This is a genomic window from Novosphingobium aquimarinum (genome assembly GCF_009746585.1).
In the GTDB taxonomy this organism is placed as follows: Bacteria; Pseudomonadota; Alphaproteobacteria; order Sphingomonadales; family Sphingomonadaceae; genus Novosphingobium; species Novosphingobium aquimarinum.
In genome coordinates this window covers 133154-146624 of sequence record NZ_WRPO01000007.1, presented here as the reverse complement: position 1 = coordinate 146624, position 13471 = coordinate 133154, and the positions used below count along the sequence as shown (strand labels likewise).

The following is a 13471-nucleotide window of genomic DNA, read 5'->3' as shown; positions in this document are numbered from 1 at the left end:
CCCGCGTGCTGCGGCAATATCTCCCGCTACGGGTGGAAATGGATCGGTTGCTGATCTAGGGGGCCCGCAGAGTTTGGAATATTCTAACCACTATCGGGCTTACTCACATAGTTCGGGCGCTTTGGTCACGGCGCTTGCGGCTATGGGATACCGACCCCGAGGTTTCCGCGGCGTGACGCGGAGTTGCTATTTGAAAACAGAGGGATAGATTGTAATGTCGAAACTGAGCCGGTGCGTGTCCGCGAGTACGCTCGCACTCGTCATAGCCACTCCGGCACTGGCGCAAGAGGCACCTGCAGCGCAGCGTCAGGGTGGTCTTCAGGAGATCATCGTTACTGCCACGAAGCGTAGTGAAAGCCTGCAGGATGTCGCCGTTTCGCTCAATGCACTGGGCGAGGAAGAGCTGGACAACCTGGGCGTCGATACTTTCGCCGATTATCTCGACCAGTTGCCCAGCGTGACCGCGGGCGGTTCGGGCCCCGGCCAGTCGACCATCTACATTCGCGGCCTCGCCTCGACCACGCCGAACCTGACGACCGCGGGCGTTGCCGGCCTTGCGCCCAACGTCGCGATGTATCTCGACGATCAGCCGCTCGCGCAGCCGGGCCGCAACCTCGACGTCTACGCCGCCGATCTGGAGCGTATCGAAGTGCTCGGCGGGCCGCAGGGCACGCTGTTCGGCGCCAGCAGCCAGGCCGGCGTCGTGCGTCTCATCACCAACAAGCCCAGCCTTGCCGGCTTCTCGGCCAAGGCCAAGGCGGAAACCTCGTTCACCAAGGGCGGCGAGACCAGCTACAAGGGCGAGCTGACGTTGAACCTGCCGGTGACCGACAGCTTCGCGCTGCGCGGCACCGCGTTCCTCGACGACCAGGGCGGCTACATCGACAACGTCGCGGGCACGCGCACCGCGGCGGAAAGCGCGCGCTTCCGCCCCGCCGGAACCATCCGCGACAACGGCGTGCCCGTCGCACCGAACCGCGCCGGTTTCCAGTCCACCGCCGACCTTTCGGGCGTGAACTTCATTGCCGCCGACAACGCCGGCCTCGTCGAGAAGAACTTCAACGACACGCAGTATGCGGGCTTTCGCGTCAGCGCGCTGTACGAAGTCAATCCGGATTGGCGGATCACGGTTTCGCACATGCGCCAGAGTGTGGAATCGGACGGCGTGTTCTTCGCCGATCCCGAGCTGGACCTCGACGATCTGTCGATCCAGCGGTTCGAGGACGACCGCCTCGAGGACGATTTCTCGAACACGGCCTGGACCGTCGAAGGTCGTCTGGCGATGCTCGATGTCGTCTATACCGGCGCTTACACCGACCGCGAAACGCAGCAGCGGGTGGATTATACCGACTACCTCTTCGCCGGTCAGTACCTGCCGTACTATATCTGCGACGGCTCGGTCTCGTACCCCGGCAGCAACGCGCCTTCGGGCACGTGCCAGGCGCCCAACCTCTACGTCACGTCCAGCGGCGGCACCGAAGTGTTCACGCAGGAACTGCGCTTCAACACGCCCCAGCAGGAACGCCTTCGCGCAACGGTCGGCGGGTTCTATTCGGACCTCACGCTCAAGGAACGCAACGACTACGTCTATCCGGGCAGTATCGCCGCGGCGCCGTTCGGCGGCTTCGCGCCGAACTTCCCGTTCCCCGGAGCCTATGCCAGCGAAGCCGGTCCGTTCCCGGCAGGCACGATCTTCCGCAACGACGTGAAGCGCACCGACAAGCAGTTCGGCATCTTCGGCGAAGCCAGCTTCGATGTCGTGCCCGATCTGCTGAGCGTGACGCTCGGCGCACGGTACTACGATGTCGAAGTGGACTTCGAAGGGACGGCGAACTCGTCGTTCTGTAATGCGGGCGCGGCGCAGGACGCCAACGCGTTCGGCACCAACATCTCGGATCTCTACGATGGCGACGGGCAGTTCACCTTCATCGGTTCGTGCAACAGCGATCTGCGGCAGACCTTCTCGCAGGGCGACAGCATCGCCGACATCATGGCTGCCGGCCTGAGCCAGGCGCAGGCGACGCAGGTGTTCAATGCCTTGTCCGCGCCGGACAAGGCCAAGACTAGCGGCACGATCTTCAAGGGCACGGTCACCATCACGCCGACGGAGGACGTCATGGTCTACGCGACCTATTCGGAAGGTTTCCGTCCGGGTCTGCTCAACCGTCCCGGCGGCGCGCTCGGTCCCAATGGTTTCACCGTGCCCTTCGAGCTCGATACCGACGAAGTGAAGAACTACGAGATCGGCTGGAAGACCGAGCTGTTCGATCGCCAGCTGCGCTTCAACGGCAGCGCGTTCTACGTCGACATCAGCCGACTGCAGACGACGATCTTCGATCCCAGCATCACCAACCTGTTCTTCTCGGACAACGCGGCCGATGCGCGGATCTATGGTCTGGAAAGCGACTTCACGTATGCGCCGTACTCGATGCCGGGTCTGACCGTGGCAGGCGCGGTGTCATTCCTCGATACCAAGATCACCAAGGTGCTCACGCCGACCGAGGACGTGGTCAAGGGTTCGCAGCTCGCATATGCGCCCGATTTCCAGGGCAACCTGCGCGTGCGTTACGAGTGGGATCTCAACGACAGCCTGCGGGCGCACGTGATGCCGCAAGTCACGCATTCGTCGTCGAAGTTCACCGACATCATCGAGATCAACAAGCTGAAGCTCGATGGCTACACCACGGTCGCGATGACCGTCGGCGTGAAGGGCGACATGTGGTCGGCCGAAGTGTTCGGCGAGAACCTTACGGACACGCGTGCGGAAATCGCGGGCAGCTTCTACTACGATCGCGCCCGGATCACGACCAACCGTCCGCGCACGATCGGCGTGCGGCTGGGCTTCCAGTACTGAGCCCCAGCTTTCGAAGCTCGATCGGCGACCGGCGAGGCGAGAGCCTTGCCGGTCGTTGCGTTTTGCTGGCAAAGGCACACGCACGATGACGGCAACCGAACCAGCGACAGATCTGCGCGAGGGCCAGCAGGCTTTGACCGCAGGCGACTTCGCGGGCGCCGCGAAGATCGCGGAATCGGCGATCGATCGCGATGCGCAAAATGCCGAAGCACTCTATCTGGCAGCAGTCGCGCACCGCTATCTCGAGGCATTCGAGCGCGCCGAACATTTCCTGCAGCGTTTGCGCACCGTTTCGCCGGAGTTCGGTCGCGCCTGGCAGGAAGCGGGCCATCTCGCACGCGCGCGCGGCGATCACGCTCAGGCGCTCGCCGCCTATGCCAGGGCCTGCCGATACAACCCGGCGCTGACGGCCAGTTGGCGCGCCCAGGCAGATTTGCTCGATCAGCTCGGCCAGACAGGCGAAGCGGCCGCTGCACGGGCGCAGGCCGAGCGGCTCGAGACGCTCCCGCGCGAGCTCCTCGCGGTGATGCACCACTTGCATGAGGGCCGGCCGCTGCGCGCAGAGGAAATCTGCCGCCACTATCTTCGCCGAAACCCGCGCAATGTCGAGGCGATGCGGCTGTTGGCCGACATCGGGCGGCGGCTCGGCGTGCTCGACGATGCCGAATTCCTGCTCGAAAGCGCAGTCGGCTTCGATCCCGACAACGTTCAGCTTCGGCTCGATTACATTCAGGTCCTGCGCGCGCGGCAGAAGTTTGCCAAGGCGCTGGAAGAGGCCGAAGCGCTCTACCGCCGCGATCCTGAGAATCCCTTGTTTCAGTCGCATCTCGCGATCGAAGCGATGCAGACCGGCGACTACGACAAAGCCTTTACGCTGTTCGACAAAGTGCTCGAGACGCTCCCGCGCGATCCGGCGACGCTCACCTCGCGCGGGCACGCGCTGAAGACGGCGGGGCGCTCCGAAGAGGCGGTCGCGTCGTATCGTGCCGCGCTGGCGGCATCGCCCTCGCACGGGGACACGTGGTACGCACTCGCCAATCTCAAGACCTATCGCTTCGACGACGACGAAGTCGCGAGCATGCGCCGCGAGCTGGATCGGTCGGACATCGCGTTCATGGATCGGGTGCATATCCTCTTCGCTTTGGCGGCGGCCTTGGAGACGCGCGGCGACTATGCCGAAAGCTTCCGTTGCTACGAGGAAGGCAATCGGCTGAAGCGCACGCAAAGCGGCTATGATGCCGACAAGATGAGCGCCGAACTCGCGCGGCAAACGGACGTCTGCACCCCGGATCTGTTCGCACCCGAGCGCGGACAAGGCTACGCAGCGCCGGACCCGATTTTCGTCGTGGGCCTGCCGCGCGCCGGATCGACCCTGATCGAGCAGATCCTTGCCTCGCACAGCCAGATCGACGGAACGCTCGAACTGCCCGACATGCTGGCGATCGCGCACCGTCTGCGCGGGCGCAGGGCGGGGGCATTGCGTTACCCCGAGATCCTGCGCGATCTCGATGCGCAGCAGCGCGAAGATCTCGGTCGCCGTTATCTCGAGAGCACGCAGATCCACCGCCAAGGCGCGCCGTTCTTCATCGACAAGATGCCGAACAACTTCCGGCATATCGGCCTGATCAAGCTGATCCTGCCCAACGCGCGGATCATCGATGCGCGCCGCGATGCGATGGATTGCTGCTTTTCCGGCTTCAAGCAACTGTTCGCCGAAGGCCAGGAATTCACGTATGGCCTCACCGAAATCGGCCGCTATTACAGCGATTATGTCGATCTGATGCGCCATTGGGACGAGGTGCTGCCGGGTGCAATCCTGCGAGTCCGGCACGAAGACGTCCTCGACGATCTGGAGGGCCAGGTCCGTCGTATGCTCGACTATCTGGGACTCCCGTTCGAAGACGCCTGCATCCGCTTTCACGAGACAGAGCGCGCGGTCCGCACGGCCAGTTCCGAGCAAGTGCGCCGGCCGTTGAACCGTTCCGGTCAGCAAGCCTGGCGGCCCTATGCGCCATGGCTGGGGGATCTGCGAACGGCACTCGGACTGGAAGAGTCCGCGACCGAGCAATAAGCGCGCTTCAGGCATATTTGACCTCGACCGGACCGATCGAGCCGCCCAGACATCTTCGAAGAACGCTCGCGCGATCGCTGCTGTTACTGGAAGTTGCGTAAAAATTACAAACTGTCGCAACCATCCGGCGGGAAAGTCCGTTCGCGATGCATGACCAAATCGAACCATGAAGTCGTCGTGATCACCGGCGCCTCCGCAGGTGTCGGGCGGGCCGTCGTGCGCGAGTTTGCCCGTCCCGGAATCAAGATCGCCCTGATCGCAAGAGGCCTGGATGGCCTGGAAGCCGCGGCACGCGAAGTTCGCGAAGCCGGTGGCGAAGCGCTGGTGCTACCGCTGGATGTCGCCGACTTCGGAGCGGTCGATGCTGCTGCCGAACGCATCGAACGTGAGCTTGGAGCGATCGATATCTGGGTCAACGTCGCCTTTGCGGGGGTGCTGTCGCGCTTTGTCGACATGAGCATGGCCGATTACGAGCGGGTGACGCGCGTCACGTACCTGGGCCAGGTTCACGGCACCAAGGCGGCCTTGCAGCGCATGGTGCCGCGCAACCGCGGATCGGTGGTGCTGGTGGGATCGGCGCTCGCCTATCGCGGCATCCCGCTGCAGTCCGCCTACAGCGGAGCCAAGCACGCGATCCAGGGTTTTCACGACGCGATCCGGTCCGAGCTGCTGCATGACGGATCGAACGTGCACGTCTCCATGGTCCAGCTTCCCGGCGTCAACACGCCGCAGTTCGACTGGATCAAGACCGATCTGCCGAAGAAGCCCCGCCCTGCCAGTCCGCCCTATCAGCCCGAAGTCGCGGCGCGCGCGATTCACTGGGCGGCGCGACACCGGCGCAAGTCGATCAAGCTTGGCTGGCCTTCGCTGGAGGCCATCTGGGGCGATCGGTTGGCCTCGCCACTGCTCGACCGCTATCTCGCTCGTACCGCTTTCTCGGGGCAGCAGGACAAGGAGCCGGTCAGCCCCGATCGCCAGAACAATCTCTACGAGCCCGTGCCCGGCGATCATGGCGCGCATGGCCGGTTCGATGAGACCGCGCGCAGCTGGACCAGCCAGTTCTGGGTCACGCGTCATCGGCTTGCGATCGGCGCCGGGTTGGCGCTCACCGGCTTGGGCGCTCTGACCGCGATGCTGCGGGATCGCCGCAAGTGAGCGAGCCGCAGCGACGGATCGAAGACTATGCTTTGATCGGCGATGGCGAAACGGCGGCGCTCATCCACCGCGATGCGACCATCGAATGGCTCTGCTTCCCCCGGTTCGATTCCGAAGCGTGTCTCGCCGCGCTGCTCGACGATCGCGAAAACGGGTGCTGGCGCCTCGGACCGGTAAAGGACGTGACCAGCACCACGCGGCGATACCGGGCAGACAGCCTCGTGCTGGAAACCGAAGTCGCCACCAGCCAAGGAAAAGTGCGGATCATCGATTTCATGCCGATCCGTGGCGAAAATGCGGACGTCGTGCGCATCGTCGAGGGGGTCGAGGGCGAAGTCGAGATGGTCGGCGACCTTGCATTGCGCTTCGATTACGGTCGCATTCATCCACTCATTCGCAAGGTAGCCGGTCATCACGTCGTCGCCATCGCGGGACCCAATGGTGTTTCCCTCCATTGCGATGTCCCGGTCGAGGTTGAGGAACGCAGCCTGCGCAGTCGCTTCAAGGTCCGCGCTGGCGAGCGCAAAAGCCTGGTGCTGACATGGTTCGCTTCGCACGAGGAAGTTCCGCAGCGGATCGATCCGCGGCAGGCCCTCGAGGACACTGACCGTTTCTGGTCCGACTGGTCCGCCCAGATCCGCTATCGCGGGGAGTATGCGGAACTGGTGCATCGGTCACTGGTCACGCTGAAGGCGCTGACGCACCGACCGACAGGCGGCATCATCGCGGCACCGACCGCGTCCCTTCCCGAAACCCCCGGCGGCACCCGCAACTGGGATTACCGCTACTGCTGGCTGCGCGATTCTACGCTGATGTTGCTCGCGTTCGAGCGAATGGGTCTGCTGGAGGAAGCAAGCCAATGGACGCAATGGCTCGCACGGACCGTCGGCGGAAAGCCCATTTCCCTGCAGCCGTTCTTCGCGGTGGATGGCGCACGGCGCTTGCCGGAATGGGAGGCCGATTGGCTGGCCGGGTACGAAAATTCGAAACCGGTGCGGTTCGGAAACGGCGCGGTCGGACAGCTCCAGCTCGACATCTACGGAGAAGTGACCGACGCTCTGTTTCAGGCGATCGAGGACGGCGTCGAAGCCTCGGGAGAGGCGGAAACGGTCCTGCGGATGCTTGCTGACAAGCTCGAAGAGGTCTGGGAATGCCCCGATGCGGGCATTTGGGAAAGCCGAGGCGAGAACCGCCATCATACGTATTCGAAAGCGATGTGCTGGGTGGCATTCGACCGGACAGCCGCGCTGTTGCATGACCGGGAGCCTGAGAAAGCCGAGCGGTATCGCGATTTGGCCCAGCGCATCCGTCAGCGCGTCCTCAACGAAGGCTTCGACCCGGAGGCCGGCTGCTTCACCGATACGTTCGGCGGAAATAGCATCGACGCTGCGGTTCTACGCCTGCCGCTGGTCGGCTTCATCGATGCCAACGACCCGAAAATGGTGAAAACGGTCTCCGCCATCGAGCAAAACTTGGTCCGCGATGGTCTGGTCTGGCGGTACGATCCGGATCAGTTCGACGACGGCATCGGCTCCTCGGAAGGCGCGTTCGTCGCGGCCTGCTTCTGGCTCGCGGAAGTCTACCATTTGCAGGGCCGGGAAGCCGACGCGCGCAGCCTGTTCGAACGCGTGATCGGTTATGCGAACGACTTGGGGCTCATTGCGGAGGAACTCCAACCCGGAATCAATCCTCGGCAACTCGGCAATTTCCCACAGGGGCTGTCGCACTTGTCCCTGGTCTCGGCCGCACAGCGGCTGTTCGGCCAAGCGGACACCAATTGCGATCGCAAACCGGAAGCGACCGGAGCGGCCGCGCAGGACGCATGAGCGGGAGCATCGGCGCTCGGCGGCACGGATAAGGGCCCTCGGGAACGATCCCGCCAAATGCGCCAAGGCGTGCGCCGTACGCTCGCTTTTTTTGGCCGTCCCGGAACGCAGCGGGGACCGCAATTGTTACCAGACCACGACGCGCATCACTGGTGTGCGTGGGGGCAAAACTAGGACTTTCGTTAAGCAAGGAGCGCCCGCCATGTCCAATTCCGTCGCCGATTTCGTTTGTGACCGCCTCTATGATTGGGGCGTGCGGCGGATCTTCGGGTATCCCGGCGACGGCATCAACGGACTGATCGGCGCGCTGGACCGCAGGCGCGACAAGTTCGAGTTCGTGCAAGTCAGGCACGAGGAAATGGCGGCCTTCATGGCCTCGGCACATGCCAAATTCACCGGCGAGCTTGGCGTCTGCCTCGCCACTTCGGGACCCGGCGCGACCCATCTGATCACCGGCCTCTACGACGCTCGCATGGATCACATGCCGGTGCTCGCGATCGTCGGCCAGCAGGCCCGCGCCTCGGTCGGCGCGCATTACCAGCAGGAGCTGGATCTCCAATCCCTGTTCAAGGACGTCGCGGGTGAATTTACCGGCTATGCCGCCGAAGCGCCGCAAGTGCGTCACCTCATCGATCGGGCCTGCCGGATCGCGCTCGGCCGCAAGCGGGTGACCGCGCTGATCCTGCCCAACGACTTGCAGGAAGAGCCGATGGAAATGCCGGCGCGCGAACATGGCTCGGTGTTCTCCGGCGTGGGGTACACCCGCCCCAAGATCGTCCCCACCGATCCCGACCTGCGCCGCGCGGCCGACGTGCTCAACGCGGGCAAGAAGATCGCCATTCTGGCGGGCGCAGGCTGCATCGGTGCAGAAGACAAGCTCAAGGTTATTGCCGATCGCCTGGGCGCGGGCGTCGCCAAGGCGCTGCTCGGCAAGCAGGTGCTGCCCGATGCGCTCGACTGGGTAACGGGATCCATCGGCCTTCTCGGCACCGAGCCGAGCTATGAGATGATGATGAAATGCGATACCTTGCTGATGCTTGGTAGCGGCTTTCCCTATTCGGAGTTCCTGCCCAAGGAAGGCCAGGCACGCGGGGTCCAGATCGACATCGATCCAGGCATGCTCTCAATCCGCTATCCTATGGAAGTGCCGCTCGAAGGCGATGTCGCTTCGACGATCGACGCCCTGCTTCCCTTGCTCGACCAGCAGCAGGATCTCAGCTGGCGGGAATCCATCGCCGGCTGGAAGCGCGATTGGGAAACCAAGCTTAAGGATCGCGCGGCGGAGCCTGCCAATCCGGTCAACCCGCAGCGCATCTTCACCGAGCTGTCGCAACGGCTGCCCGATCGCGCGATCATCACCAGCGATTCCGGGTCCTGCGCCAACTGGTATGCACGCGATCTCATGATCCGCGAGGATATGATGGCGTCGCTTTCGGGCGGGCTCGCATCGATGGGCGCGGCAGTGCCTTACGCCATCGCGGCCAAGTTCGCGCACCCCGATCGTCCGGTCATCGCCTGCGTCGGCGATGGCGCCATGCAGATGAGCAACATGGCCGAGCTGATCACGATCGCGAAATATTGGGAGCGCTGGGCCGATCCTACGCTCGTGATCTGCGTGCTCAACAACGAGGATCTGAATCAGGTCACTTGGGAACAGCGCGTCATGGAGGGCAATCCCAAATCGGAGATGACCCAGCGCCTACCCGATGTGCCCTATTACCGCTTCGCCGAGATGATCGGTCTTTCCGGGATTTTCGTCGACGATCCGGAGCGCTTGGGGACCGCGTGGGAGACTGCGCTTGCGGCTGGGCGGCCGACCGTGCTCGAGGTCAAGACCGATCCCGAAGTCCCGCCGCTGCCGCCGCATATCAGCTTCAAGCAAGCGAAGAACATGATGTTCGCCACGATCAAGGGTGATCCGCAGGGCGAAGGCATGATCAAGGGCAGCATCCGGCAATTGACGGCAACGCTGACCGGTGGAGAGTGATCTCAGGGCGCTTTTCGCTCTGACACTTTTGCAAGGTTGCCCGGTCCTGTCGCCCTGCTCCGCCGGCGGCTCGTCGCACCGCGCGGAACATTGACCGGGGTCTGTTCGCTGATGGGGTACACGATAGGAGAATTCGTCGATGAGCGAGAAAATCAACCCCGCCGAACAGCAGCCGACCGACAAGAACCCGGCGCATCAGACCAGTGAAGCGCATGGATCCGTCAAAGGGCAGCAGGTCACCGACCACAATACGAAAAAGAAGGATATGCCGACCGGCAACGAGCACGAAACTCGCGGTCAGACCGGCAACCGCTAAACCGGAGAGAACAAGATGCCTGAACGCCAATCCCGTCATCCTGACAACGACCTGATCGACTCGATGAGCGACGCGCCCGGCCCGCAAAGCAGCAGCGGCGGCGGCGTCGCGCGCGATGTCGGCAAGCGCGACGAGCTCAAGCAAGTGCTCGAAGGCGAGAACACCGAACGGGTTCGCGGATCCGACAATCCGCAAGCCGATGCGCGCAAGGGCGACAAGACCCTGTCGCACATGCAGGACGGCGGCAACTGATCGGTCACGATCGATAGTCGACCACGCGCCATAGCGAGGCACCGCAAGTGCTCGTCGCTATGGCGCGGGGTCCGTCGAAAAACGTGAAACGAACCCAAGCGAATTTTTGTAAACTTGATCTATGTTAGACTGCACTACAGTGCAGGAAACGACTTGCGACTTAATATTCAAGAATCAGGAACGAACCTGCTCGCTGAGCCGTTGGCCTCTTGAATAGAGAGTCGCGAACATCGCCGAAGACAGGACTGAAATGCGGTACGTGTTTTTGCCGCGACCTTGTCCGTGATCCTTCCTGCGATCTTTGCATCTCTCTCGACTCACTCACCGTTGAGAGGAATGGAATACATGCCAAATTCGAAAGGCAAAGCTGCCTTCGGCGTCGGCTTGGCAACACTCGGCCTGACGGCTGGCGTGGGTGCCTTGCTGGCTGCTCGCAGCAAAGATCGTCCGGCGCGGGACGATGCGCCCAATTCAGCGGGCCGGCGCGGTTATCAGGGCCATGACATCGTCGGGCGCTCGGTCACCATTGCCAAGGCGCGCAAGGAACTGTTCGATTACTGGTCGGATTTTGCCAATCTCGCGTCCTTCATGGAAAACCTGGTCAGCGTGACCAAGGACGGCGCGAACGACCGCGCGACCTGGACGATACGCGCACCTGCCGGGCAAACCGTCGATGTCGTGACCGAAGTCGTCGCGAACCGCCCCGGAGAGATGATCGCGTGGAAATCGGTGCCTGAATCGCAGATCAAGACCGAAGGCAACGTCACTTTCGAGGACGCCCCCGGCGACCGGGGTACCCGCGTTTCGCTGACCATCGATTACAGCCCACCCGGCGGCGAACTGGGCAAGGCGATCGCCTCGCTCTTCCTGCGCGAACCGCAGATCCAGGCGCGCCACGATCTCAAGCGCTTCAAGATGCTGATGGAGACCGGCGAAGTCACCACTTCGGCACGGCGCAAGAGCGAGACCCGCGCCGCCAAAATCCAACAAAACGAAAAAGCGGAGACCGCCTGATGCGCGCCCTCACCTTCCACGGAAAGCATGACGTCCGTGTCGACACCGTCGACGATCCCGAAATCGTCAATCCGCGCGATGCGATCATCAAGGTCACCTCGACGGCGATCTGCGGATCCGATCTTCACCTTTACGACGGGGTCATCCCGGCGGTCCTCGAAGGCGATATTCTCGGCCATGAATTCATGGGCGAAGTCGTCGAGATCGGACCCAAGTCGAACCTCAAGAAGGGTCAGCGCGTCGTGGTGCCCTTCACCATCAGCTGCGGCCAGTGCTTTCATTGCCAGGTCCAGCAGTTCTCGTGCTGCTCGAACTCCAATCCGGCCGAAAAGCAGGACATGTCCGCGACGCTCTACGGCCAGGCCATGGCCGGTCTGTTCGGCTATTCGCACCTCACGGGCGGCTATTCGGGCGGACAAGCCGAATACGTCCGCGTGCCCTATTCCGATGTCGGCCCGATCGTGATTCCGGACCATCTGGAAGACGACAAGGTGCTGTTCCTCAGCGACATCCTGCCGACCGGCTGGATGGGCGCGGAGAACGCCGATATCGGCCCCGACGATACCGTAGCCGTCTGGGGCTGCGGTCCCGTCGGACTGTTCGCCATTCAGTCGGCGCTCGCGATGGGCGCGGCGCAAGTCATCGCCATTGATCATTACCCTCACAGGCTCGAGCTTGCGCGCAAGCTGGGCGCGCAGACGATCAACTTTCGCGAGACCGACGTGCGCGAAGCCTTGATGGAAATGTCCGGCGGGATCGGCGTGGATGCGGTCATCGACGCCGTCGGAATGGAAGCGCACGGTTTCGCGATCGACAACATGCTCGACATCGCCAAGCAGAAGATCGGCATCGGTGCGGATCGCGCCAGCGCCCTCAAGCAGGCGATCCTCGCCGTCCGCCGCGGCGGCCGAGTCTCGATCCCTGGCGTCTACGGCGGCATGACGGACAAGTTCCCGCTCGGCGCGCTGATGGAAAAGGGCCTGCAGGTCCGCAGCGGACAAACGCATGTCCAGAAGTACACCAAGGATCTGCTCGCCAAAATCGAGGACGGTACGCTCGATACGACGTTCCTGATCAGCCATCGCTTGCCGCTCGAGCAGGCCCCCAAGGGCTACAAGAATTTCAAGGAACAACAGGACAGCTGGACGAAGGTCGTCCTCAAGCCCGATATGGAGTTGGCGGCATGAGCGATAAGAAGATCGACGCACTCGAGGGTTTCGTCATCATCACCGGCGCTTCGAGCGGGATCGGCCTGGAACTGACCAGACTGGCGGCGAAGGATGGCGTCTCGCTGTTCCTCGTGGCCGACCGCGATTTGTCCGCTGCCGAAGCCATAGCACGCGAGGCCGGGGCCAAATCGATCGAGACGCTGGTCTGCGATCTCGCCACCGAGGACGGCGTCAAGCAAGTGGTCGAGAGCGTCACCAACCGCGAAGTCTCGGCGCTGATCGCCAATGCGGGCCATGGGCTTAGCGGCGCGTTCTTCGACGAAGAGTGGGACAAGGCGCGCCACGTCATCATGACCAACGTCACGGGCACTTGCCAGCTGGTCCACGCGATCGGCCGGCAGATGCGGGCGCGGAACCGGGGGCGGATCCTCGTTACCGGGTCGATTGCGGGGCATATCCCGGGCGCATTCCAGCTGGTTTACAACTCGACCAAGGCGTTCATCGACGATTTCTGCGTGGGTCTCGCCAACGAGCTCAAGGAAACCGAGGTCGTCGTCACGTGCTTGCAGCCGGGCGTCACGGACACCGATTTCTTCGAACGTGCCGGCATGATGAATACACCGGTCGGGCAGGACGATGACAAGGCCGATCCCGCCAAAGTGGCGAAGGACGGTTATGCCGCGATGCTCAAGGGCGAGACCCAAGTGGTCAGCGGCTTCATGAACAAGGTGCAAGCGCTCTTCGCGGACATTCTGCCAGATTCGGTGATGGCGCAGATGCATCGTCGGATGGCTCAGCCGGAGACCTGAGCCCGCACGCCATGGTAT

General features: G+C 63.0%; 10 protein-coding genes. All 10 read left to right on the top strand.

Annotated elements, in window-relative coordinates; all coding sequences use genetic code 11:
* The first annotated feature begins 214 nt into the window (after positions 1–214).
* Entirely contained in the window at positions 215–2854 is a 2640-nt protein-coding gene (locus GQO94_RS10020; RefSeq protein WP_156841015.1) for a TonB-dependent receptor, read from the top strand.
* An 85-nt stretch (positions 2855–2939) separates the two neighbouring features.
* Positions 2940–4925, top strand: a complete 1986-nt coding sequence (locus GQO94_RS10015; protein WP_156841014.1) for a tetratricopeptide repeat-containing sulfotransferase family protein — start codon at positions 2940–2942, stop codon at positions 4923–4925.
* A 150-nt stretch (positions 4926–5075) separates the two neighbouring features.
* The gene (locus GQO94_RS10010) at positions 5076–6080 is read left to right on the top strand and encodes an SDR family oxidoreductase (protein ID WP_156841013.1); all 1005 of its coding nucleotides are present in this window, start codon (positions 5076–5078) and stop codon (positions 6078–6080) included.
* Entirely contained in the window at positions 6077–7906 is a 1830-nt protein-coding gene (locus GQO94_RS10005; RefSeq protein ID WP_198045915.1) for a glycoside hydrolase family 15 protein, read from the top strand. Before GQO94_RS10010 ends, GQO94_RS10005 begins: the two co-directional genes overlap by 4 nt.
* Positions 7907–8108: 202 nt before the next feature.
* Positions 8109–9893: a thiamine pyrophosphate-requiring protein gene (locus GQO94_RS10000; RefSeq protein WP_156841012.1), complete on the top strand. Its 1785-nt coding sequence runs from the start codon at positions 8109–8111 to the stop codon at positions 9891–9893.
* Positions 9894–10032: 139 nt separating this feature from the next.
* Complete coding sequence (locus GQO94_RS09995; RefSeq protein WP_156841011.1) at positions 10033–10209, top strand: hypothetical protein; 177 nt, start codon at positions 10033–10035, stop codon at positions 10207–10209.
* 15 nt (positions 10210–10224) lie between these two features.
* On the top strand, positions 10225–10461 hold the full coding sequence (locus tag GQO94_RS09990) for a hypothetical protein (RefSeq protein WP_156841010.1): 237 nt from the start codon (positions 10225–10227) through the stop codon (positions 10459–10461).
* Positions 10462–10806: 345 nt separating this feature from the next.
* Positions 10807–11475, top strand: a complete 669-nt coding sequence (locus tag GQO94_RS09985) for an SRPBCC family protein (RefSeq protein ID WP_156841009.1) — start codon at positions 10807–10809, stop codon at positions 11473–11475.
* Positions 11475–12662, top strand: a complete 1188-nt coding sequence (locus tag GQO94_RS09980; RefSeq protein WP_156841008.1) for a zinc-dependent alcohol dehydrogenase — start codon at positions 11475–11477, stop codon at positions 12660–12662. Before GQO94_RS09985 ends, GQO94_RS09980 begins: the two co-directional genes overlap by 1 nt.
* Positions 12659–13453, top strand: a complete 795-nt coding sequence (locus tag GQO94_RS09975; protein WP_156841007.1) for an SDR family NAD(P)-dependent oxidoreductase — start codon at positions 12659–12661, stop codon at positions 13451–13453. The genes GQO94_RS09980 and GQO94_RS09975 overlap by 4 nt, the downstream gene beginning before the upstream one ends.
* The last annotated feature ends 18 nt before the right edge of the window (positions 13454–13471 follow it).